Origin of the sequence: Campylobacter sp. RM12640 (assembly GCF_020137595.1) — a bacterium.
Classification (GTDB): Bacteria; Campylobacterota; Campylobacteria; order Campylobacterales; family Campylobacteraceae; genus Campylobacter_E.
On record NZ_JACGAU010000005.1, the window covers coordinates 19,208 to 42,830 of the forward strand.

At 29.1% G+C, this 23,623-nt stretch carries 27 protein-coding genes and 2 pseudogenes; 19 read left to right on the plus strand and 10 right to left on the minus strand.

Annotated elements, in window-relative coordinates; translation table 11 throughout:
* Window positions 1-77: 77 nt before the first annotated feature.
* The 6 genes and pseudogenes from AVBRAN12640_RS02625 to AVBRAN12640_RS02650 form a co-directional block, all read left to right on the plus strand.
* Window positions 78-896 (plus strand): annotated as a pseudogene (locus AVBRAN12640_RS02625) (formate dehydrogenase subunit gamma); the annotation flags it as partial.
* Window positions 886-1,230 (plus strand): winged helix-turn-helix domain-containing protein, encoded by a 345-nt coding sequence (locus AVBRAN12640_RS02630; RefSeq protein WP_214116391.1) that lies wholly within the window; start codon window positions 886-888, stop codon window positions 1,228-1,230. The pseudogene AVBRAN12640_RS02625 and the gene AVBRAN12640_RS02630, both read left to right, overlap by 11 nt.
* The gene (yedF, locus tag AVBRAN12640_RS02635) at window positions 1,230-1,775 is read left to right on the plus strand and encodes a sulfurtransferase-like selenium metabolism protein YedF (protein ID WP_214149899.1); all 546 of its coding nucleotides are present in this window, start codon (window positions 1,230-1,232) and stop codon (window positions 1,773-1,775) included. Before AVBRAN12640_RS02630 ends, yedF begins: the two co-directional genes overlap by 1 nt.
* Window positions 1,776-1,819: 44 nt before the next feature.
* A pseudogene (gene selD / locus AVBRAN12640_RS02640) lies at window positions 1,820-2,791 on the plus strand (selenide, water dikinase SelD); the annotation flags it as partial.
* A 73-nt stretch (window positions 2,792-2,864) separates the two neighbouring features.
* Entirely contained in the window at window positions 2,865-3,146 is a 282-nt protein-coding gene (locus AVBRAN12640_RS02645) for a hypothetical protein (RefSeq protein ID WP_214119593.1), read from the plus strand.
* Between the two features lie 384 nt (window positions 3,147-3,530).
* The gene (locus AVBRAN12640_RS02650) at window positions 3,531-4,013 is read left to right on the plus strand and encodes a GNAT family N-acetyltransferase (protein WP_336608696.1); all 483 of its coding nucleotides are present in this window, start codon (window positions 3,531-3,533) and stop codon (window positions 4,011-4,013) included.
* Window positions 4,014-4,044: 31 nt separating this feature from the next.
* On the opposite strand, the gene AVBRAN12640_RS02655 is transcribed toward AVBRAN12640_RS02650, so the two are convergent.
* From AVBRAN12640_RS02655 to dcd, 3 genes are all read right to left on the minus strand, one after another.
* The gene (locus AVBRAN12640_RS02655) at window positions 4,045-6,633 is read right to left on the minus strand and encodes a molybdopterin-dependent oxidoreductase (protein WP_336608697.1); all 2,589 of its coding nucleotides are present in this window, start codon (window positions 6,631-6,633) and stop codon (window positions 4,045-4,047) included.
* 10 nt (window positions 6,634-6,643) lie between these two features.
* Window positions 6,644-7,210 (minus strand): cytochrome C, encoded by a 567-nt coding sequence (locus AVBRAN12640_RS02660; RefSeq protein WP_214116380.1) that lies wholly within the window; start codon window positions 7,208-7,210, stop codon window positions 6,644-6,646.
* A gap of 220 nt (window positions 7,211-7,430) precedes the next feature.
* A complete protein-coding gene (gene dcd, locus AVBRAN12640_RS02665) occupies window positions 7,431-7,991 on the minus strand; it encodes a dCTP deaminase (protein WP_214116378.1) in 561 nt (186 codons plus the stop codon).
* A gap of 97 nt (window positions 7,992-8,088) precedes the next feature.
* On the opposite strand from dcd, the gene AVBRAN12640_RS02670 reads away from it, so the two are divergent.
* Window positions 8,089-8,511, plus strand: coding sequence for a TOBE domain-containing protein (locus AVBRAN12640_RS02670; RefSeq protein ID WP_336608698.1), 423 nt, complete (start codon window positions 8,089-8,091; stop codon window positions 8,509-8,511).
* 3 nt (window positions 8,512-8,514) lie between these two features.
* Entirely contained in the window at window positions 8,515-9,300 is a 786-nt protein-coding gene (locus AVBRAN12640_RS02675; RefSeq protein WP_336608699.1) for a hypothetical protein, read from the plus strand.
* 3 nt (window positions 9,301-9,303) lie between these two features.
* Here the strand turns inward: AVBRAN12640_RS02675 and rpsR are convergent, their stop codons facing one another.
* The 6 genes from rpsR to AVBRAN12640_RS02705 form a co-directional block, all read right to left on the minus strand.
* On the minus strand, window positions 9,304-9,564 hold the full coding sequence (gene rpsR, locus AVBRAN12640_RS02680; protein WP_214116366.1) for a 30S ribosomal protein S18: 261 nt from the start codon (window positions 9,562-9,564) through the stop codon (window positions 9,304-9,306).
* A 10-nt stretch (window positions 9,565-9,574) separates the two neighbouring features.
* Window positions 9,575-10,099 carry a single-stranded DNA-binding protein gene (ssb, locus tag AVBRAN12640_RS02685; protein WP_214116364.1) on the minus strand — a complete coding sequence of 175 codons (525 nt, stop codon included), beginning with the start codon at window positions 10,097-10,099 and terminating at the stop codon, window positions 9,575-9,577.
* 10 nt (window positions 10,100-10,109) lie between these two features.
* Window positions 10,110-10,493 carry a 30S ribosomal protein S6 gene (rpsF, locus tag AVBRAN12640_RS02690; RefSeq protein ID WP_214116362.1) on the minus strand — a complete coding sequence of 128 codons (384 nt, stop codon included), beginning with the start codon at window positions 10,491-10,493 and terminating at the stop codon, window positions 10,110-10,112.
* Window positions 10,494-10,583: 90 nt separating this feature from the next.
* On the minus strand, window positions 10,584-11,531 hold the full coding sequence (locus tag AVBRAN12640_RS02695) for a hypothetical protein (protein ID WP_214119599.1): 948 nt from the start codon (window positions 11,529-11,531) through the stop codon (window positions 10,584-10,586).
* A complete protein-coding gene (locus AVBRAN12640_RS02700; protein WP_336608700.1) occupies window positions 11,524-13,434 on the minus strand; it encodes a ribonuclease R family protein in 1,911 nt (636 codons plus the stop codon). Before AVBRAN12640_RS02700 ends, AVBRAN12640_RS02695 begins: the two co-directional genes overlap by 8 nt.
* Complete coding sequence (locus AVBRAN12640_RS02705) at window positions 13,427-14,245, minus strand: HDOD domain-containing protein (RefSeq protein WP_214119603.1); 819 nt, start codon at window positions 14,243-14,245, stop codon at window positions 13,427-13,429. Before AVBRAN12640_RS02705 ends, AVBRAN12640_RS02700 begins: the two co-directional genes overlap by 8 nt.
* Before the next feature lie 99 nt (window positions 14,246-14,344).
* Here AVBRAN12640_RS02705 and ilvC point away from each other — a divergent pair, with 99 nt between their 5' ends.
* Genes ilvC through AVBRAN12640_RS02755 form a run of 10 tightly spaced genes read left to right on the plus strand, consistent with a single transcriptional unit; the run spans window position 14,345 to window position 21,963 of the window.
* Window positions 14,345-15,364, plus strand: a complete 1,020-nt coding sequence (gene ilvC, locus AVBRAN12640_RS02710; protein WP_214150100.1) for a ketol-acid reductoisomerase — start codon at window positions 14,345-14,347, stop codon at window positions 15,362-15,364.
* A complete protein-coding gene (locus AVBRAN12640_RS02715) occupies window positions 15,364-16,407 on the plus strand; it encodes a divergent polysaccharide deacetylase family protein (protein ID WP_239803138.1) in 1,044 nt (347 codons plus the stop codon). The genes ilvC and AVBRAN12640_RS02715 overlap by 1 nt, the downstream gene beginning before the upstream one ends.
* Window positions 16,382-17,161, plus strand: a complete 780-nt coding sequence (locus AVBRAN12640_RS02720; protein ID WP_336608701.1) for a DNA-processing protein DprA — start codon at window positions 16,382-16,384, stop codon at window positions 17,159-17,161. Before AVBRAN12640_RS02715 ends, AVBRAN12640_RS02720 begins: the two co-directional genes overlap by 26 nt.
* Complete coding sequence (gene ruvX, locus AVBRAN12640_RS02725) at window positions 17,161-17,535, plus strand: Holliday junction resolvase RuvX (protein ID WP_214119608.1); 375 nt, start codon at window positions 17,161-17,163, stop codon at window positions 17,533-17,535. The genes AVBRAN12640_RS02720 and ruvX overlap by 1 nt, the downstream gene beginning before the upstream one ends.
* 1 nt (window position 17,536) lies before the next feature.
* A complete protein-coding gene (locus AVBRAN12640_RS02730) occupies window positions 17,537-18,043 on the plus strand; it encodes a tetratricopeptide repeat protein (RefSeq protein WP_336608702.1) in 507 nt (168 codons plus the stop codon).
* A 23-nt stretch (window positions 18,044-18,066) separates the two neighbouring features.
* Window positions 18,067-18,723 carry a tetratricopeptide repeat protein gene (locus AVBRAN12640_RS02735; protein ID WP_336608703.1) on the plus strand — a complete coding sequence of 219 codons (657 nt, stop codon included), beginning with the start codon at window positions 18,067-18,069 and terminating at the stop codon, window positions 18,721-18,723.
* A gap of 16 nt (window positions 18,724-18,739) precedes the next feature.
* Window positions 18,740-19,507: a tetratricopeptide repeat protein gene (locus AVBRAN12640_RS02740; protein WP_336608704.1), complete on the plus strand. Its 768-nt coding sequence runs from the start codon at window positions 18,740-18,742 to the stop codon at window positions 19,505-19,507.
* 32 nt (window positions 19,508-19,539) lie between these two features.
* A complete protein-coding gene (locus AVBRAN12640_RS02745) occupies window positions 19,540-20,406 on the plus strand; it encodes a tetratricopeptide repeat protein (protein WP_336608705.1) in 867 nt (288 codons plus the stop codon).
* A 25-nt stretch (window positions 20,407-20,431) separates the two neighbouring features.
* Entirely contained in the window at window positions 20,432-21,091 is a 660-nt protein-coding gene (locus AVBRAN12640_RS02750; RefSeq protein WP_336608706.1) for a tetratricopeptide repeat protein, read from the plus strand.
* Window positions 21,091-21,963, plus strand: a complete 873-nt coding sequence (locus AVBRAN12640_RS02755) for an RsmB/NOP family class I SAM-dependent RNA methyltransferase (RefSeq protein ID WP_336608707.1) — start codon at window positions 21,091-21,093, stop codon at window positions 21,961-21,963. Before AVBRAN12640_RS02750 ends, AVBRAN12640_RS02755 begins: the two co-directional genes overlap by 1 nt.
* Window positions 21,964-22,261: 298 nt before the next feature.
* On the opposite strand, the gene AVBRAN12640_RS02760 is transcribed toward AVBRAN12640_RS02755, so the two are convergent.
* A complete protein-coding gene (locus AVBRAN12640_RS02760; RefSeq protein ID WP_214119628.1) occupies window positions 22,262-22,789 on the minus strand; it encodes a hypothetical protein in 528 nt (175 codons plus the stop codon).
* 155 nt (window positions 22,790-22,944) lie between these two features.
* Here AVBRAN12640_RS02760 and AVBRAN12640_RS02765 point away from each other — a divergent pair, with 155 nt between their 5' ends.
* Window positions 22,945-23,601, plus strand: a complete 657-nt coding sequence (locus tag AVBRAN12640_RS02765) for a hypothetical protein (RefSeq protein WP_214119630.1) — start codon at window positions 22,945-22,947, stop codon at window positions 23,599-23,601.
* The last annotated feature ends 22 nt before the right edge of the window (window positions 23,602-23,623 follow it).

Genomic DNA, 23,623 nt, shown 5'->3' on the forward strand with positions numbered 1-23,623 from the left:
AAGATATTATGAAAAAGTTTTTTGTATTAGCATTTTTATTTACCTGTTTAAATGCTAGTGATTTAACAACTACAGGAAGAGTTACTAATATTACTAGCTATGAATTAGGAGAAATTTGGACAATATTAGCATCAAGTTATATTGCTTCACTTGCTTTAATTGTCTTAATTGCAGTGCTTTGTGCGTTTTCATTACATTATATGGTAATAGGACCTAAAACATTTAGTCACGAAGGCAAAAAAATATATGCCTTTTCATTATTTGAGCGTGGTTTTCATTTCATTGCTGCACTTGCTTGGATTATATTAATTCCAACAGGCTTAATTATTATGAATGGTCATTATTTTGGTGGTGGAGTATTTGTTAGACTTTGCAAAAATCTTCACGGAGTTGCTACTATTTTATTTTTTATCTCAATTATTCCTATGTTTTTTTGCTGGATTAAGAGAATGTTGCCTGCTAGTTATGATATAAAATGGCTTATGATAGTAGGTGGATATTTAAGCAAGGTTAAAAGACCTGTTCCGGCGGGAAAATACAATTTCGGTCAAAAAATGTGGTATTACATAGCCGTTTTTGGTGGAGCTATTATGATAATTACTGGTGCGTTTATGTTCTTTTTAGATTTTCAGAGCGAATTTTTACAAAATATGTTAGGAATTAGTCATATTAATATTTTAAGACTTAGTGCAATAGTTCATAATATCTTAGGCATTGTTTGTGCTGCTATGTTTTTCGTGCATTTATATATGGCTGTATTTGCTATCAAAGGCTCAATTCACGCAATGATAACAGGATATAAAGAAGAAGAAGAAGTATATATTTTGCATTCTTATTGGTATAAAGAACTTACAAAAAATGGAAAAATAACACCGAGTTATAGCTATGAAAAATAAAACACCTAAAATCAAATTCTGGTTAGAAGAAGACGGCGAAATTTTTGGAAAAGGTAATTATGAGATATTAAAAGCCATAGAAAAATTTGGCTCAATTAATGAGAGCTCAAAACAACTTCATATGAGTTATAAAAAGGCTTGGACTAAGAAAACTAGCACAGAAAAATTTTTAGGCGGAGATATATTTATTAGCAAAAAAGGAGCTAGTAAAGATAGTGGAACTATTCTTAGCCCTAAGGCTTTAGAATTTATGAAAAATTATGAATTATTAGAAAAAGAATTAGAAGAATTTTTAGAAAAAAGATTTAACGAACTATTTAAAAAGGAAGAATAATGAAACTAGATTTTAGCGGCAAGGCTTGTCCGATACCTGTAATTGAAACAAAAAAAACATTAATTAATTTAGCAATTAATGATGAATTAGAAATAATAGTTGATAACGAAGCAGCAAAAGAAAATATCCAAAGATTGCTTAAGAATTTAAATCAAGAATTTGAGCTTAATGGATTTTGCTTTAAATTAAGAAAAAGCGAAATAAAAAGCTCAAAAGATGAAGCAAAACAACAAGAAGGAATATTTTTAAAATCTTTAAAAGTTGGCGAAGGCGAATTAGGAGCAATGCTTTTAATTGGATTTTTAACTGCTGTAAAAGAAAGAAAAATTCAAAAAGTTGTATTAATAAACGAAGCAGTTTTTATAGCTTGTGATGATACTCATCCGGCATTTAATGCTTTAAAAGCTTTAAGTGATGATGGAGTTGATATTTTATGTTGTGCGAATTGCTTAAATTATTTTCAAGTTAGTCCAAAAATTGGTAGAAGTTCAAACGCAGTTGAGATAATAGATACTTTATTTGAAACAAAAATGGTAAATCTATGAAACTTACTCAATTTAGCAAGCACGCAGGTTGAGGAGCTAAGCTAAGTCAGGCTGACTTACACAATGCTTTAGCTAATATTAAACCTAGCGAATTTGTATTAAGCTCAACTACTAGTAATGAAGATGCTTGTGTTATTGATTATCCTAAGGTAATTTCTACTAATTTAGAAGATTTTGCCTTAGTTCAAACACTTGATTTTATTACCCCAATCGTAAATGATGCTTATGATTACGCTGTAATTGCTGCAGCAAATTCATTAAGTGATATTTTTGCAATGGGCGCAAAAGTTATGAGTGCTATGAATATAGTTGCATTTAGCGAATGCTTATCTCAAGATATTTTAAAACAAATGATAGTAGGGCTTAATGATACTATTAATTTAGCGGGTGGGTTTTGTGCTGGCGGGCATACTTTAAATTCTAGTGAAGTATTTTTAGGGCTTAGCGTTACTGGTTATGTTAGAAAAGATAGTTTTTTAAGCAATAACAAGTCCTTAGAAAATGATGTTTTAATAGCTACAAAACCACTAGGAACAAGTCTTAACGCTATGGCTATTAAAGCTAATTTAGACGATGATTTTAGCGAATGTATAAATGGTATGAAAAGTCTAAATAATAAAGCTTTAGAACTTTTAAATGGCATAAAAATCAATGCTTGCACTGATATTACAGGCTTTGGACTTATTGGGCATTTGAGCGAAATGCTAAATGATAAAATATCAATTGAAATCAATTCTGATGCGATAAAGTATTATAAAAATACTTTAAATTACGCTAATTTAGGGCTTTTTGGAACAGCTAGTTATACAAACAAAAATAGTTTGAAAGGACTTGTAAAATCATTTATTGAAGATGATTTACTTTTATATTCTCCAGAAACAAGTGGTGGATTAATCCTTAGCATTAGCGAAAAAGATACTCAAAAAGCTTTAGATATTTTACAAAATGCAAATATAAACGCCTACGCCTTTGCTAGAGTTGTAAAGAAAAACAATAATAGAATTTGTATTTTTTAATAAATCAGTTTTCTAAAAATATTTATGTGGGGGGGGGGTATAATTATTATCTAATTACAAATAAGGAGATATAATGAAAAAAACCCTTGCTATTTTAGTTGCATTAGTTTTTAGTGCTTGTAATGATTTTAAATTAAGTAATTTAAACCCTATGGAGCTTTTATCAAACCCTGATTTAATAAGCAATCAAGCAAAATGTATAAAAGATAAAGATGCAAATTCTTGTATTAAAGTCGCTGATGAATTAGCTAAAAACTCAAATTCTAAAGAAAACTTAGACAAAATAAAACAACTATATAATCTTGCGTGTTCGTTCGGCTCAAAAGAGGGTTGTGTTAAATTAAATAATTATTAAAAAGGGGAAAATCCCCTTAACTATGCTTTCATAGGCTAATTAAATAATATGAGTTTTTAATATTCAAATTTAAATTGTAATTATTAATTTTAAGGAATTTAAAACTTAGTAATATAAAAAATTTATCTCATATTTATCGCACAGACTTCTTTATAAAAAATACTAATCAACCCACTTGCTTAGCAACACCACTAAAAAGAATGACAAATCTTGAGTGAATTTTTTACTCTTTGATTGTTAGCTTAAATATAGCCATCAAGATAACAATTACATACCAAGTGGTTAATCACTATAAAAACTTTTCAACAAGCTAATTAAAAAATTTTCATATAATTTTTATAAATTTATAAAATTAAAAATTTTAATCTAAATTAAGGGAAGATTATGGAATTAATAGAAATTTCTAGTGATGAGTTTTTTAATTTCGCAAAAGATGTGCAAAATACTTTTCAAATAAGTCTTAGAGATAAAACTGATGAAAATGTAATCACCATTGATGAGATTTTCAAATCTTTAGAGAATAAAAATGCTAAAAATTTTTATGTATATGACAATGGTGTAAAAATAGGTGGAATATGTCTTTTAATAGATGAAAATACCCAACATAATAATCTTGATTTGTTTTATATACTTGAAGAATTTCATAATAAAGGCTATGGTTTTAAAACTTGGCAAATGGTGGAAAAAACTTTTCCTAAAACTAAAGTTTGGACTACAACCACACCTTATTTTGAAATAAGAAATATCCATTTTTATGTTAATAAATGTGGTTTTAAAATAGTTAAATTATCAAATTTATCCGATAAATTTAATAATATTGAAGAAGTAGAATGGTTTTTTGATTTTGAAAAAATAATGAATAATTAAAATTAAATTCTAGGGGCAAATGCCCCTAATATTATGCTTTTACAGGTTCAGTGAATACTACGATTTCAGGTTTTTCGCCTTCAAATTTTTTGATATTTACTAAAGCTGTATGAGAGATATTTCCATTTGCAAGTTCGCTTGTTGGAATATCTATTGTTAGCACATTCGCACATCCGTATTTGCAATCATTATTATCATCAGGGTCATACCAACCACCTTCTTGTAACACTACTACGCCTTTTAATACATCATTGCTTACAACTGCTCCTGCAATAACTTTACCACGAGCATTGAAAACCTCAACTAAATCTCCATTTTTAATACCTTTAGCCTTAGCATCTTCGCTATTAATTAAAATAGGCTCGTGCCCATTTACAGCATAAGTTTCTCTTAAACTTGTGTGGCATAGTTGTGAATGTAAGCGGCTCGTTGGATGCGGGCTAATCATATGAAATTCTGCGCTCTTTTCTTTCATACCAAGCCATTCAATTGGTTCAAACCACATAGGATGAGCTTTACAATCTTTATAGTTCATTTTTTCAATAGTTTCACTATAAATCTCAATTAAACCACTCGGAGTTCCTAATGGATTTAAGATAGGGTCTTCTACGAAGTCTTTAAATCTAACGAACTCATAAGCATCTTGAGAAGCTTCAAATTTCAATGCTTTATTGTTTTCCCAAAACTCTTTAAATTCAGGCATTTCTACGCTTGTGCTTTTCTTAGCAGCGTTATAGTATTTTTCTATCATTTGCTCTGGAGTTTGATTTTCTGTATAAGCATTTACTAATTTTGTAGCTAACATTGCTGCATCTTTTTCACTTGCACCCTTGCTAATCGCACAAAGAGTTCCATAAACTTTAGCAAGTTCAACAAAGATTTGCATATCATCTTTACTCTCTTCAACTGGCATAACAGCAGCTTTCATAGGAACTATATGCATATTAGAATAATCCCCGCTCATAGAAATATCATTTCTTTCATATTGGCTAGTCGTAGGTAATAATATATCAGCCATTCTAGCAGTTGGAGTCCAGTAAATCTCATTTACTACAACGGTTTTTAGCTTTTGCCAAGCTTTTTTTAGAGTTTTTAAATCTTGATGATGAACGAATGGGTTACCACCTACCCAATAAACAAAATCTATATCACTATAAGTAATTTTTTTACCATTGTGGTCTATTGTTTTACCTGGGTTTAATAGCATATCAGCAATTCTTGCTACAGGAATTTCATTATCACTTGTCTTTGATAACCACTCAGGTAGATTTTCACCTGCACCACTATTTCCAGGTATAAATTTACCATTTTTATCAAATGTTCCTTGTTTAACGCCTTTAAACACGCCTTTATCCCAAAGACCATTCATACTAGCGTTAATTCCGCCTACTATTGGAGCATTAGTTGTAGCAACACCACCATTTGAATAATGATAGCTTAAACCAAATCCGCCACCATCTTTACCAATATGACCTAGCATTGCACATAAAGTTACAAGCATCCAATGAGGTTGCTCTCCGTGATGAGCTCTTTGCATACCCCAACCACTCATTACTAAGCTTAGATTTTCTCTTAATTCCTTAGCTAAATTCTCAATTGCACTTGCTTTAATTCCGCAAATATTTTCAGCCCATTTGCTATCTTTTTTAACGCCATCAGTTTTACCCATTAAATAATCACTAAATTTATCAAATCCTATTGTGTAATTCTCCATAAATTCAGCATCATAAAGCTTATTATCAATTAAATATGTAGCCATACCCATCATCATTGCCACATCAGTATTTGGGCGTGGAGCTAACCATTCGCCTTTACCTTCAAAGAATTTAACAGTTGAACTAGCTCTTGGGTCTATGCAAATTACTTTTATTTTACTTTCTTTAATTTTTTCCATATATGCACGACCTTCGCCATCAGTTACAGTCCAAGCAATTTTTAAAGTATCAATAGGATTTGCACCCCAAATAACTATAACTTTTGTATTTTCTAATACTAAATCCAAGTTAGTTTGTTGCTCATAAACTTCAATAGAGCCAACAACATGAGGCATAATAACTTGTGATGCACCAGTTGAGTAATCTCCTAATGAGCCTACAAATCCGCCCGTTAAGTTCATAAATCTATGAAGTAATATTCTTGAATTATGCACATTTCCGCTTGATTTCCAGCCATAGCTACCTGCAAAAATCCCATTAGCTCCTTTTTCATCATAAGTTCTTTTTAAACTTTCTGCAACTAATTTTAAAGCTTTATCCCAGCTTACCCTAACCCACTCATCTTTACCACGAAGTTCAGGTTTATTATCTAGTGGATTTTCTAAGAAACTTTTTCTAACATAAGGATATTTAACACGATTAGCATATACTAAATCAGGTGTGTAGTGTTGTAAATCATTTTTTAAATTCTTAGTTTGATTTGCATCAAATGGCTCACTTTTTACTACCTTACCATCTTTTATAGTAAGTTTTAAAATACCCCAATGTGCACCCGTTACAACTTCGCCATTTTTTACTAAGCCACTAGCAACTGCTTTACTTTCAGCTCCTAATACATTTATAGGTGCAAAACTCATAGCACCAACTGCAGCTGAACCTTTTAAAAAACTTCTTCTATTTAGCATAATGTCTCCTTTATTTCATATCTTTTGCATGTTTTTGTAGATATTGCACTACTAATTGTCTATCAGCTTTATCAATTCCTGTTCTAGTCTCCATTGCCTTAAATGTAGCTGGCCATTGATTTGCATTAAATTCACTAACAGGATGAAGTGGATGACAAATGCCACAATTTTCTTCAAACATAGCTTTACCTTTTTCAAAAAGTGGTTTTGCTGATTTTTCTAAATCCACTAGCTCATCTTTTTTAGCAAATACTTTAATACTAGCTAATTTAAAACCATTTTTTAATTCTTTTTCAACTTTAAAATCTACTTTAGCATTTTTACCAAATGCTGCTACTAAAATTCTATTTTTGTCATTAAAATATAAAATATTACCTTGATTAGGATTGTAATATCCTTTAATTTTAAGTTCAGCTAAATCGCCGTCTTTTACTATCTCAAAAGCATTAGTTGGAAGTAGTTTTCCTTCTGCTTTTTTCGCATCTACTGAAGTGTAAAGATTAATAATTTTACCGCTAAATTGCTCTGCAGCAAATACTGAAGCCGCTAAAGCACAGCTTAAAAAAATCTTTTTCATAAATCTCCTTAAATAAAAATTAATTTTTAAAACTTGTTAAAAATTATAAAATTATTGCACTAAATAGTAAATAATTTTTATTCATAAAATATTTTATTGAATATTTAATTTGCCTTAGATTAAGGTGCTTGCTAAGAATAATTTTGGAATGCAAATATTATTTGGAATAATAATAAAACTTAAGAATTTGAAAAATTACTTTCAAATTCTTGAAGATAAATTACTTTAAAACTTTTGGAAGAGTTATGCCTGTTTGATTTTGATATTTACCTTTTTTATCAGCATAAGAAGTAATGCAAGGCTCATCACCTTGTAAAAATAACACTTGAGCTATACCTTCATTTGCATATATTTTTGCAGGTAGTGGAGTGGTGTTGCTAATTTCTATTGTAATATGACCGCAAAATCCAGGCTCAAAAGGTGTAACATTTACAATAATTCCACATCTTGCATATGTGCTTTTACCAAGACAAATTGCTAATACATCTCTTGGCATTTTAAAATATTCAACCGTTCTTGCAAGTGCAAATGAATTCGCAGGAACAATACACTCATCACCTACGAAATCAACTACATTTTTATCATTAAAATCCTTAGGGTCAATCATAGTGCTATTTACATTTGTAAATATTTTAAACTCACGCCCAACACGAATATCATACCCATAACTAGAAAGTCCATAGCTAACCACATTTTTACCTACATTCTCTTCACAAAATGGAGTTATCATTTCGTGTTTTAATGCCATTTCTTTTATCCAAGCATCACTTTTTAGTCCCATTCATATCCTTTTTATGATTTTTAACTATTATACATTTAATTTTTAATATAGGTTTTATTTTATTATTAGATGAAATTTATGAATTTAAAGGAAGATTATGTTAAGTGCAAGAAATATATTAAAAATACAAATAACTAAAGTTGAAAGTTCGCCTATTATTTCATTAGTTACCGCAAAATTAGAAAACAATAAAACAATCAAATCTTTAATAACTACAGAAAGTGTAGATGATTTAAATCTAAAAATAAATGATAATGCTATAGCAGTATTTAAAGCAAATTCTGTAATTGTTAGCAAAAACGAATGTGCTACTCGTTTAAGTAGTGCAAATGAACTAAATGGCAAAATCGTAAGTATAAAAAATGGTTCGGTATATAGCATAATAGAAATTAATTGTAATGGAATTTTAATTACAGCTAGCATAACCAACGATAGTGCAAATAAGATGGATTTAAATATAAGTGATAATGTAAATGTTTTAATAAAAGCGAGCGATATTTTCATAGGAATTAAAGAATAAAATATGAAAATATTTTTAAACTGGCTAATAAGTGAGATTAAATCAAATGAAAGATCTTTCATAGCTTTTTCTTTTTCTACTAAAAAATTAAATATTTATTATTATTTATTTTTTGCTTTATACTTGCTTATAAAACCTAATAATATCACTAAAATATTTCGTGTATTTATAGATGAAAAAGCAGTGTATGATGATATATTTTTATTAATTCCTTTTACAGGACTTCAGATTATTTCTTTTGTGATATTTATCCCATCTTTTATAGTGGTTTTATTTAGCTTATTAATTGATAAAGATAAAATCAATCTTGCTTGTGAATTAGAAGATTTTTTCAAGGCTTTGTTTTATGCGTTTATATTTGTATTTTGCATATTTTGTGCCTTAAGTTTTATTAGCCAATCTAATGAGCTTTTCTTTATTTATTTAACGGCATTTGTGTTTATATCTATATTATTATTTATAATTGCTAAAGATAATTTATATTATTTTTTTAGCATTATTTTATATCTTACTTGCTCGTTACTTCTTTATGAGCTCATAGATATTTTTTATATTTTAGTTTCTTTTTTGATTTTACTTATAATTTCAATTTATATAAGGCTTAGAAGTATTTATTTATTTTTATTATCAATGCCTTTGATACTTCATTATTTTATAGAATTTGCACATAGTTATTTTGCAAGCAGTGAAGGTGTTATAAATGCTTTAAGTGAGTTGTTTATTGCTTTGGCTATATTTATTTTTATTTTTGCATATGATAAAAGAATTAGGCTAGAAAATCTAGCCTAAGAATTATAGACCTTCAAACGGATTTGTAACTACGTTTTTGCGGTCGCATACATAAGGAATTAAAGCAACTGCTCTTGCTCTTTTAATAGCTAGCTCAACCATTTCTTGGTGTTTTTTGCTTGTTCCTGTTAATCTTCTTGGCATTATTTTAAAACGCTCTGATAATGCGTGTTTTAATAATGCTGTATCTTTATAATCAATAAAATCAACTTTTGCTTCTGTAAATTTGCAATATTTTCTTGAATACTTTCTTTTTTCTGCCATAATTTATCCTTTAAAATGGTATCTCTGCATCATCTGCCGAGTTATAATTATAATTATTTCTTTCTTCAGCAAAATTATTTTGTCTTTGATAATTCTGCTCTTCTCTTGCATAATTATTTTGTTGATAATTATTTTGAGTAGGTCTATTGTAGTTATTATTTGCTTGATAATTGTTTCTAGGAGCATTATTATTTTGCATTTCATCAGGTTTATTATCTAACATTTCCATATTTTCAACTACAAGTTGAATTTTTGAACGATTTTGATTGGTTGCTGTATCTACCCAAGTTTGTTGTTGTAAATAGCCTTCAACCATTAGTTTTGAACCTTTTCTTAAATATTGCCCTACAATTTCTGCTAATCTAGCATAAAACACTACATCTATAAATAAAGTTTCTTCTATTCTTTCGCCTGTGTTTGAGCTTCTATATCTACTAACAGCCATTGCATTATTTACTACCGCACTACCTGTTGTACTAATAGTTTTTATTTCTACATCTCTTACCAAACGACCTATTAGAATAACCTTATTCATATCTTATCCTTTATTCTGCTGGAGTTTCAGCCTTAGTTTCTTTTTTGCTTTCTTTTTTACCTAATCTTTTGCCTTGAGAAAGTATTTCCCACGCAGCGATTTCGCGTCTGTTTTCGTATTTAACGATTAAAAATCTAATTACATCTTCAGTGATTTTTAAAACACGCTCAAGTTCTTTAATTAATGAACCTGGAGCTTTAAAATATATTACATAATATACGCCACGCTCATATTTATCAATTTGGTAAGCTAATTTTCTAGTACCCATTTCAATAGTATTTGCAATTTCAGCACCATTTTTTACTAGAGTTTCTTTAACAAACTCAACTCTTGCTTTTAATTCTTCATCAGTTAGCGTTGGCTTTGCGATGAATAAAACCTCATAATGTCTCATGATTCTCCTTTTGGATATTAAGCCTAGATTTACTAAGCAAGGAATTTTGCATAAAGCAAGGCTTGATTTTAGCAGTTTAATCTTAATATTTTATGAGTTTATTAAAAAATATATTTTTAAAAGATTTGAATATGCTATTTCTTTTGAAGAATTATTGTTATTTAGTTTTAATTCATATTCAGCGTTTAATAAAATTGCGAAAATTTCTTCATAAAAATTAGATAATTTTCTCGCTTGATTTTCTAATTCTACGCAAACTTGTCTTGGTGGAGTATAACCAAAGGCTATTTTATAATCAATTCTACCATTTGTTTTTAGATTTGCACTTATTGTAAAAAGTCTTATTAAACTTGAATAAAGTTTATTGATTAAAGCGATTTCATCTTCATTTTCTAAGATTTTATAAATATATTCATTTGGCTCTTTTGTCTTTAAAAAATTACTCAAAAAATCATCAAACCCTAAAGCATTATCGCTTTCTAAATGCTCTTTAATAGTGCTTAAATCTAGTGTTTGATTTTTATATTTTAAAAGCTCACAACCTGCTTTAAATATATCAAATTCATAATTTTTTTGAAGATATTGCAAGGCTTCTTCACTAGCATTTATTTTATAAAAATTAGTAATTTCTTTTAATAAAGCAATTTGCTCAAAGCTAGTCTTTTTCTCAAAAAATCTAACAAAATTATTATTAATACTTAATTCTAAATCTTTTAAAGCTTTTCCATCATAAATAGCTAATATTAATTGATTTTCACTATTAATATGTTTTAGAATTTCTTTTAAATCCTTACTTGAAATTCCTTTTTCAAATTCCAAAATCAATTGCTTAGAACTAGCAAATAACGAACTCTCACTTAAAAAATCAACAGCTTTATTTAATTTATAATCGCTATCTCTTAAAATCAGCCTTTCATCGTATTTTTTCAGACTTTTTATAATTTCTAAGTTTATAAATATACTTAATCTACACGCCCCATAAAGCATAAAAGCATTAGGAAGATTGTTTTTTATTTTGTTAAATTCTGCTTCATACATCTTTAACTATCCTAGCAAAAACCTTAGCGCTTATTAAATCTACTTCATAAATCTCAACTAAAACCCTAGAAAATAAAGTTACATTAGGATTTGCAATAAATATCCTTGCACCTTTAAACTCATCATCTAAAACACCTATTGTAATATCTTCGTTTTTAGTGATTTTTACATAAAATCTTTTGCCAATATTTTTGTGAAAATACCTTGCATAAACCCTATCACAAAAATCCATTGCCACCTTATCAGCTTCTCTTTCAAGATTACTAACTTCAAAACATTTATTCTCAAGGTTCGTGCTAAGGTATGTAAATAGCTTATCTTGATTTTTCATAAGAGCTTTTAATAATCTATGCAAAATCAAATCCGAATATCTTCTAATAGGACTTGTAAAATGCGAATACCTTTCAAATCCTAATGCAAAATGCCCTTTATTTTCGTGTCCATATTCAGCTTTTTTAAATGAACGAATGATGATTTTATCTACTTCAGCACGGATATTTAATTCATCTGCTAAGCTCTGAATATTTTTGATATTTTCATAGATATTTTCTCCACCACTAAAATCAAGTCCTAATAATTGCAATTCTTCATACATAGCAGCGATTTTATTGTAATTTGGGCTTTGATGATTTCTAAAAATAGCTAAATCAGGGCACATTTTAGCCGCTGCTTTATTAGCAAGTAGCATACAATCCTCAATCAATTGATGAGACCTTGTTGATTGCTCGTAATAGGTCTTAGCAATTTGCCAGTCGCTATCAATCTCCATTCTTAGCTCTTCTGTTAAAAAATTAAAACCTTTATTTAATCTAGCGTTTCTTATCTTTTTTGTAAGCTCATTTAAAGAATATAAATAATTGCATTCTTTTAAATCAGTTTTTTTGTCTAAATACTCATCTACTTCATCGTAATTAAATCTTCTTTTTGAATTAATTATGCCTTCATAAATTTCTTCTTTTATTACTTTTGCACCTTCAAAATATATTTTAAAACCAAAGCAAAGCCTGTCTTCATTTGGGTTTAAAGAACAAATTCCTTCACTTAAAACTCTTGGTAACATAGGAATGCTTTTATGTGGAAAATATATACTAAATCCACGCTTTAAAGCTTCGTTATCTAAAGCACTAAAAGCCCTTACATATTCGCTTACATCAGCAATTGCTACATATAAAATCTGATTTTTTTCATCAAAATAAATAGCATCATCAAAATCTTTTGCGTGAATTGGGTCTATCGTGCAAAATGGCAAATGCCTTAAATCAAGTCTATCAGGATAAAAACTAGCATCAACACTGCCACTATAAGCATTTGCTTCATCTAAACACGCTTTATCAAATTCTTCGGTTTTATTAAATAAAGCCATAGAAATTTTTTCATCTACTTTTTCATCACTAATATGCCCTAGCACTTCTACTACATTTGAACTTGCATTATCAATCTTTAAAATAGTGCCAACAGGTAAGGCTTTTAATGATTTTTGAGATACACTAAGTTGTCTTAAAAGTCCTGTTTTAAAGCATTTTCCAAATACTACATTTTTTAGCATTTGAGTAATAACTAAAGAAAATTCTTCTTCTCTTTTTAAGACAAGTATTACAGCAGCACTTGGGCGACCTTTTTGCTTTTTAATCTTTTTTGCAATTACAATATCGCCATATCTTGCTGAATGTAAATCTTTTGATTTTATGAGTAAATCTCGCTCTAAAAACGACGCTTGTAAAAATCCATCGCCTTTAGAATTTATATCCATTTTGCCATAATAAAATCCATTATTAAAATAGATTTTATTATTGTATTCGCTTACTATTTTTTCTGTTAATAAGACTTTAATTATTTCTTTTTGTTTTGAATTAGCATTAAGCTTATTAAAACCTTGCCTAATGTTTTCTAAAAACTCAAGCATCTTGTTCTACTACTTTAATAGCGTCTATTAATTTATCTCCTAATAAGCCATTATTTTTAGCGTCTAATACACATTGAACCATCATTTCTTCATTAAAAAATCCAAAAATATTAATAAGATTTGAAACTATATTTAATGCAATCGCATTCTTTTTTATATCATTACTTGCATTTTCTGGATTTACACTATAAAAAATCGCATCAATCATATCAACTTCAAGATTCCATTTATCAAATATCATAGAAGTTACTTCTTCGCTACTCATTCCTAAAAATTGCTTTTCATAATCACTTAATTCTTTAATATTTCTTAAATCACTTAATCCATTTTTAAATTCTTCTGCTTTATTTGTTTCAACTAATTCAGAAGATATAATTATCTTGCCAATTTCTAGTAAAAACGATGCTGGAATTACGACTTTTTTAGTATTGTCTGCACTTCTATTAAGCCAATTAATTGCTAATGAATTTTGCATAGTTGAGATTTTTGCAAACATTGCTTCATTCATATTGTAAGCACTTAAATTAATTTTAAAAGAGTTTTTAACAGCTGCATTTAAAGCAAATCCTTTAATAGTTGTCATTCCAAACAAATTAACAGCCCTATCAACACTACTAATTTCTCTTGAAAATCCGTATAAAGGCGAATTTGCTGATTTTAAAATATTTGCAGTTAGCATTGGGTCTTTTTCAACTATTTTCGCTAAATCTTTTAAAGATGAGTTTTCGTCATTACAAATTCTTTGAATTTCTAAAGTGCTTTCATTAAGCGGAGGTAGGCTTTTTATTCTTTTACTAATAAAATCTTGCATAATAAACCTTTTAAGTAAATAAAATTTGATATTTTTTTATTAGATTGTAACTAAAATAGTTATAATTTGCTTAATTAAATCAAAAGAAAAAGGAAAAATATGGCAGTAAATGTTTATTATGATCGTGATTGCGATTTAGGTTTAATTAAAAGCAAAATAGTTGCGATTATTGGTTTTGGCTCACAAGGACACGCTCACGCTGAAAACTTAAGAGATAGTGGTGTAAAAGTTGTAATTGGTCTAAGAGAAGGAAGCTCGGCTAATAAAGCTCGCGCTAAAGGTTTTGAAGTTTTAAGCGTAGCTGATGCAACTAAAAAAGCTGATGTTATTATGATTTTAACTCCTGATGAGTTTCAAGCTCAAATTTTTAATAGCGAAATTAAACCAAACTTAAGCGAAGGAAAAGCTATAGCATTTGCTCACGGATTTAATGTTCATTACGGACAAATTGTAGCTCCAAAAGGAGTAGATATTATAATGATAGCACCTAAAGCACCAGGTCATACGGTAAGAAATGAATTCGTAATTGGTGGCGGTGTTCCTGATTTAATAGCAGTTGCTCAAGATGAAAGCGGTAATGCAAAAGCTCTAGCACTAAGCTATGCAAGTGCAATTGGTGGCGGACGCACAGCTATAATTGAAACTACATTTAAAGACGAAACAGAAACAGACCTTTTCGGCGAACAAGCAGTGCTTTGTGGAGGTTTAACTGCACTTATTGAAGCAGGATTTAATACACTTGTAGAAGCTGGATATGAGCCTGAAATGGCATATTTTGAGTGCTTACACGAAATGAAATTAATCGTTGATTTAATGTATCAAGGCGGAATTGCTGATATGAGATATTCTATTTCAAATACAGCTGAATACGGCGATTATATTACAGGCGAAAAAGTTATAAACGAAGATAGCAAAAAAGCTATGAAAAAAGTATTAAAAGATATTCAAGATGGCACATTTGCAAAAGATTTCATCTTAGAAAGCCGTGCAAATTATCCAAAAATGAATGCAAGACGCAATATTACTAAAAACAGCCTTTTAGAACAAACTGGCGTTAAATTACGCAAAATGATGCCTTGGATTGAAAAAAGCAAATTAGTTCAACAAGATAAAAATTAATGGCTAAAAAAAAGCAAAAAAGCAAAGCTAATTCTAGCTTTGCTAAAACTCTTAAAATAATTTTTTTATTTTTATTATTATTTGGCATAGGGCTTTTGGTATATTTAAATATATACGAAAGTAAAGAGCAAATTAGCGAAACTAAAGAGATAAAAACTCAAAAAGAAATTCAAAAACCAAAACCGCAAACAATAGTAAATGCTATAAATAATTATAAAAATGAAAAAAGCATTGATAAAGAAAAGAATTTAAATCAAAATTTTAGTGATATATTTGCTAATATGGATTTAGAAAAAAATGATGATAATTGTAAGGTAACTAGCGTAACTTGTTTTGATACTAAAGAAACTTCAGCCTTTGGTTCTTTAGCAAGTGCTACTAATATTAAGGCAAAATTAGCAATTATTATTGATGATGTTGCGACAAAAGAACAAAGCGAAGAAATCAAAAAAATTATTAAAAATGGTAAAAAAATCACTCCGAGCTTTTTTCCTAACACAAACAATCACCCAGATACTAATAAATATTCAAAAGAATTTAAATCTTTTATGATACACCTTCCTTTAAGGGCTTTAAAGTTTAATAAAGAAGAGCCACTAACCCTTACTCCAAGTGATAGTTATCAAGTGATTGAAAATAGGATTAAAAATATCAAAATCGCTTTTCCAAATCTAAAATATCTAAACAATCATACAGGCTCATTATTTAGCGAAGATGAAAACGCTATGAGAAATTTATTTAAAGCATTGAAAAAATATGATTTGATTTTCGTTGATTCAAGGACTAGTGCTAACACAAAAGCACCTACAATTGCAAAAGAATTTAATCAATTTTATATCCACAGAAATGTATTTTTAGATAATTCACAAGATTTAAATGATATTCGCAAAAAGCTAGATGAAGCAGTGGAATTTGCCCTAAAACACAAAAGAGCAATAGCCATAGCACACCCACACAAAAATAGCCTAAAAGCAATTAGCGAATATGACTTTTCTAAAGTTGAGCTAGTTTATATAGATGATATATACAACGATTATAAATGAGTTTAATACTCTTAAAAACCCGCCTGATAAGATTTATTATAAAGGCAATTTAGAACTTTTAAAAATGCCTAAAATAAGTATAGTAGGCTCTAGAAAAATGAGCGTTTATACAAAAAATCTAACCTTTAAACTAGCACAAAAACTAAGCCAAATAGGTATTTGCGTAGTAAGTGGTGGAGCAATTGGAGTAGATATTGAAAGTGCAAAAGCAAGCCTGCCTTATCATATAGGAATTTTTGCAAATGGGCTTAATAAAATCTATCCAAAAAGCAATGAATTAATCATCAAACAAATATATGAAAACGCCCTAGCGCTAAGCGAAAACGAGCCAAATCATATCCCATTAAAACACGATTTTTTAGCTAGAAATCGCCTTGTAGTAGCTCTTGGAGATATTTTAATCATCACCCAAGCAGACCTTAAAAGCGGTTCATTAAACTCAGCAAAACACGCCCTAGAATATGGAAAAGATATTTATGTGTTAGCCCAAAGAATAGGAGAAAGTGATGGCACAAACGAGCTAATCGCAAACTATAAGGCAAAAATAATTTATGATATTGATATTTTCGTAGCACAAATGCAAGAATACTTCAGCGTTCAAAAATGCTACACTCAAAACTACGATGAGTTTTTAGAATTTTGCAAAAACGGAGCAAATCTTGATGAAGCCTTAGAGCGATACGGCGAATTAGTATATGATTATGAACTTGATGGAAAAATAATAATTGATGGAGTTTTAGTTAGGAGTGTTTAATGGAAAATATACTTGCACTTGATTTAGGACTTAAACGAATTGGCGTTGCAATTAGCATAATGAAAATTCCTATGCCCCAACCTGCAATAATTAGAATAAATCGCAATCAAGCAGCCACAGAAGTAAAAGAATTAATCAAAAAGCACAAAATCACTAAAATTGTAATAGGAATTCCAATGGGCGGTAGTGCTGAAGATGAGATGAGAAGAAGAGTGGAGCATTTTTCAAAACTAATTGAATTTAGCAATATAGTCTATCACGATGAAAGTTTTACAAGCAAGCAAGCAGCAAAAATTATTAGTAGCAAAAAAAAAGATGGCAAACAAGATAGCATTGCAGCATTTTTATTGCTTAAGGATTATTTAGGAATTTAAATTGAAAAAGCTCGTTTGTTTGCTTATATTTAAAGTTTTATTAGCAAATGATTATGACTTAGGATTTGAAATTTTTAAAAATATTGATTTTACAAAAGAGCCAATTAAATACGAAAATGATTTAAAACAAGTTTATAATTTATGGTCTAAGGCTTGTAAGAATAAAAACATACGAGCTTGTTATGATTTAGGGTTTTTATATGAGAGTGGAATAGGAACTAAACAAAATTATACGAAAGCCATAAATCTTTATACTAAAGCTTGTGAAAATAACTTATATGAAGCTTGTTATGCAGTAGGTTTTATGAATGCTTATGGGATTGGAACGCAACAAAACAAGAAAAAAGCTATTAAATTCTATACCAAATCTTGTAATCATAATTATGCTGTTGGGTGTTATTTTTTATCATTTTTATATAAGGATAAAAAAGTTAAAAAATATTTAAAAAAAGCTTGTGATTTAGGTGATGAAAGAGCTTGTAAAAGTATTGAGAATTTGAAAGATTAAATTAGAAATTTAAAGGAAGTAAGGTGAAAAAATTATTATGTTTAGCACTTTTAGGTGCAAGTGTTTTAGGTGCAGTTGATATTAAGGAATTAGAAAAAGCTTGCAATAAAAACGATTATAAAGCTTGTGATGCTCTTGGATATTTATATGCAAGTGGCGAAGATGTAGAGCAGGATTTTAAAAAAGCAAATAAATTATGGATTAAGGCTTGTAAAGGTAAAGATGCTTCTTCTTGTTTTAATATAGGATTATCTTACGAACAAGGAAACGGAGTAAAACAAGATTTAAAAAAAGCAAGTGAGTTTTATATTAAAGCTTGTGATGGTGGACATACTTTTGCTTGCACAAATTTAGGTTCTATGTATTTTGAAGGAGATGGCATAAAACAAGATTTAAATAAGGCGAGAGAATTTTATACTAAAAGTTGCGAACTACAAGATTTTGGTGCTTGTGGATTTTTAGGCTTTATGTATTATTCTGGAATTGGCGTTGCAAAAGATATTGAAAAAACAAAAGAATTATGGACTAAAGCTTGCGATAATAAAGACGGGGAAAGCTGTTTAGCTTTATCAAGTTTATATGAAAATGATATTAAAACGTCTATTGAATTAATTAAAAAAGCTTGTGATTATGGAGAACATACTAGTTGTTTGCTGTATAAGAAAATAAACAAGCAATGACATTAAAGGAAGTAAAGTGAAAAAATTATTATGTTTAGCACTTTTAGGTGCTGGTATTTTAAGTGCAAATGAGCTTGAAAGTCAGTGTAATAAGGGCGATTTGGAAGCTTGTTCAGATTTAGGAGTAGAATATGCTAAAAATCAAGATTATGCTAAAGCAAAAGAATATTTTACTAAGGCTTGTGATAACGGAAATGCTACGGGTTGCAATAATTTAGGGGTTGTTTATGCGAATGAATTTGGAGTAAAACAAGACTATACAAAAGCAAGAGAGTTTTATACTAAAGCTTGTGATAATGGGGATACTATGGGTTGCTCTAATTTAGGGTTTTTATACGAAAAAGGACTTGGAATAAAGCAAGATTATTTTAAAGCAAGAGAGTTTTATGCCAAAGCTTGCAATAACGGAAATGCTGCGGGTTGCTTTAATTTAGGAATTTTATATGCAAATGGATTTGGAGTAAAAAAAGATTACATAAAAGCAAAAGAATATTTTACTAAAGCTTGCGATGGTGAAAACGCTAGTGGTTGCTCTAACTTAGGGGTTGTGTATGCAAATGGATTTGGAGCAAAACAAGATTATGCAAAAGCAATAGAACTTTATGCTAAAGGTTGTGATGGTAACGATGCTATGGGTTGTTATAATTTGGGGGCTTTATATAATAACGGACAAGGCGTTAGAGAAGATAAAAGAAAAGCTAAAGAATACTTAAAAAAAGCTTGTGATTTAGGCGAACACAACAGCTGTAGTCATTATGAAATATTAGATGAGCAAGGGTTTTGATAAATAACAATGATAAATTTAAAGGAAGTAAAGTGAAAAAATTATTATGTTTAGCACTTTTAAGTGCTGGTATTTTAAGTGCGAATGAGCTTGAGAGTAAGTGTAATCAAGGGGATTTTGAAGCTTGTTTTAATTTAGGAGTAGAATATGCTAAAAATCAAGATTATACTAAATCAAAAGAATATTTTACCAAGGCTTGTGATGGCGGACAAATTCTTAGTTGCCTTAGCTTGGGTGAATTTTACTTTTTTATAAATCAAGATTATGCTAAAGCAAAAGAATATTTTACTAAGGCTTGTGATGAAGATGCTACGACTTGCTCTGATCTAGGGTTGTTATATAGTGAAGGGTTTGGAATAAGACAAGATTATATAAAAGCAAAAGAGTTATTTACCAAAGCTTGTGATGCAGGAAGTGTTGTTGGCTGTGTTAATTTAGGAAATTTATATGCTAACGGAAATGGTGTAAAGCAAGATAATGATAAAGCAAAAGAGCTTTATACTAAAGCTTGTAATGATGAATTTACTGAAGGCTGTTATGGTTTAGGATTATTATATAGCAAAGGGGTGATTAGAACAAGCGAAGATTATTTAAAGGCAAGCGAATTTTATACTAAATCTTGTGATGGTGGAGAAAGTGTTGGTTGTTATAATTTAGGTGTTTTATATAGCAGTGGGTATGGAGTAAAACAAGATCCTATTAAGGCAAAAGAGCTTTTTACTAAAGCCTGTGAAGATGGGTTACCTAATGGTTGTTTTAATTTAGGCAGTTTGTATTATAAAGGCAAAGGTGTAAAACAAGATAAAACAAAGGCTAAGGAATATTTTGGCAAAGCTTGTGATTTAGGCGGTCAGAATAGTTGTTATTGGTATAGAAAATTAAACGAGCAAGGATATTAATAATAAGAAATTTTAAGGAAATAAAATGAAAAAATTATTATTTTTAGTGCTTTTAGGTGCTGGTATTTTAGGTGCAAATGAGCTTGAGAGTAAGTGTAATAATGGAGATTTTCAAGCTTGTTTTAAATTAGGATTAGAATATTATGGCAAACAAGATTATGTAAAAGCACAAGAATTATGGCATAAAATGTGTGATGGTGGGGATGTTAATGGTTGTACTAACTTAGGAATTTTATATAAAAACGGAAAAGGTGTAAAACAAGATTATTCTAAAGCAAGAGAGCTTTTTATCAAAGCTTGTGATGGTGGGAAAACTATGGGTTGTTTTAATTTGGGGATTTTGTATGAAAACGGACAAGGTGTAAAACAAGATTATTCTAAAGCAAGAGAGCTTTTTATCAAAGCTTGTGATGGTGGAAATATTCCAAGTTGCACTAATTTAGGGTTTTTATATTATGAAGGATTAGGAGTAAAGCAAGATTATTCTAAAGCAAAAGAATTTTATACCAAAGGTTGTAATGGTAATGATGATAGAGGTTGTTTTAATTTGGGGATTTTGTATTACAACGGACAAAGCGTAAAACAAGATGAAAAACAAGCTAAAGATTATTTTAAAAAAGCTTGTGAATTAGGACATCAAGATGGTTGTAATAATTATAAAGTATTAAACGAACAAGGATATTAATGATATTTAATCATACCGAGCATTTTAACGAGATTTATGGCTTTAAAAAGCCAATTGATTTGGAGTATTTCGGAGTATTTATAAACTCTATTAAATGCGATGAAGAAGAGTTTTTAAGTGTATTTAGTAAGTATTCGCCTACAAAGTTAGATGATAATTTTTATATTTTTAATCAAGAATTTAAAATAAGAATTTCAACTCACGATTTAGCAATAAATGGCGGTATTTATATACAAGATTATTCAAGTTATTTATGCGCTAAGGCTTTAAATGTTAGCTCAAGCGATATTATTTTGGATATGTGTGCTGCTCCAGGGGGTAAAAGTATAAATCTAGCTAATTTTAGCGACAATTGTGAAAATCTAAGCTCAAATGAGCTAAATAGCAAAAGATTTCATAAGCTTAAAACAATCCTAGCAAACTACGGCGTAAAGGCAAAAACCTATAATCACGATGGCATTTTGATAGGTCGTAAAACGCCCGAGCGATTTAGCAAAATATTGCTTGATGCTCCTTGTAGCACATTTATGCACGATTTTTCTATCACAAAAAGTCAAAAAGAAATAAAGCAAATCGCCACTACTCAAAAAAAGCTTTTAAACTCTGCCCTAACAGCTTTACAGGTTGGTGGGGAGCTAGTTTATAGCACTTGCACGCATAATTTTTATGAGAACGAAGCAGTGATTTTTAATGCGCTTAATTCTAAATTTAATATAGAACTTTTAGAAATTGATTTGCCTTGCGAGTATTTACAAGGACTAAGTAATTACGATGAAAAATATAGCGATATTAGACTTGCTAAAACTTATCGCATAAAGCCAAGCAACACACATTCAGGCTTTTTCATAGCAAAATTAAGGAAATTAGGCTAAATTATTTTGCTAATAAATTTGTAATATTCTAAGAAATATTGAGCTAATTAGTGAGTTTAAATTATAAAAACTACATAGATAGATTTAATAGTATTAAAAAGACTTAAAAGTAAGAAAACGATAAGATATTTAATCAATACATAGCAAAATCTTATAAAAAATAAATTATTTTAATAATCTGCCTTACCTAATCAACTGCAAAATATTCTAATTAGCTATTTTAATTGTTTGGCTTGGCAATTAGTGTTTTTACAATAATTAGTTAAACCTAAATACTTAATAGTATTTAGGGAAAGTTTTAATTATTTGTTTGTTCTTTTAGTTTTTCTTCAAGTTTTTTAAGCTTTTTTTCTGATTTTTTATGCTCTTTTTCAACTTTTTCTACTTTATCATCAACTTTATTTTCTAATTCTTTAGCTTCTTTTTTAGCTTTATTTTTTAATTCTTTTTCTTCTTTATCAGCTAATTTTTTAGCTTCTTTATCTTTTTTAGCTTTGATTTTTTCTAAATCATCTTTGTATTTATCTTCAACTTTTTCTTTTTTAGCATTTAGTTTTGCTTGGCTTTTTTCTAATTTTTTACTCTCGTAATCATATTTAGTTTCAGCTTTGATGGTTTTTAATTTTTCATTATCTATTTTACCATCTACACAATTTTTGCTGATTTCTTGTTTTTGTGTTTTTAAATATTCTAACCTTTCTGGATTTGCCTTTTTTTGATTTTGAACTTTTGTGATTTGCTCATCAAGTTTATTTAAAACCTTATCACACGATGTAGCAGCAAAAAGCGATGAAGCTAAAGCAACACTTAAAATTAACTTATTCATAAATTCTCCTTAAAAAATATTCAGCAAATAGTATAAAAACACTCATTAAACAATTAGCTTAGCTAAATAAATTATATGTAGCTAATACAAATTAAGTAAAACTTAAGAATGGGGGGGGGTATTATACTGATTTTTAAAATATTTAAGGAGAGTAAATGAAAAAATTATTAACAGCTAGTTTGTTTTGTAGCGTGGCATTATTTATGAGTGCTTGTTCTGATGAAAAAAAAGAATTAAGTCAAGATGTGTTTAAATTTAATATTGAAACTGAAACAAAAGGATTCGGTAAATATATTACGATAAGACACATTTTAAGCCTAACAACTAAAGATGATATTGAAATTAAAAAAATTACAGCAAATCGTGGTACTTGTGAAGTAAGAGATTGGAATAAAGAACATGATGGATACAATTTAAGCGATAACTTAATATCTGATGAAACTCCACCAAAATTATGTAATGCTGGAATATTAAATAAAAATTGGATTGATTATTGCGAAAAATTAATTAAATGGGCAGAACTAAGTAAAGAAGATTGTAGTTATGAGTACAAATACGATTTAGATGATACAAGCGAAGGTTTGAAACACATAAATGAAAGAGTAGAAAAAACGCAAGATTCAAAATATATTGAAAGTTGTGAAAAAGCAAAACAAGTTGCTAAAGAAAAATACAATGGAAAATATTATTATGATTATAAAGTGCCAATGAAATTTGGTGAAACTAAACAATTTGGCATATTTGATTGTTCTGATGTTGTGGAATTTAGCGTATATACAAATAAAGGCTTTGTAACTTATAGCGTTAAATAATAGCTTAGCTAAAGGAAAAACC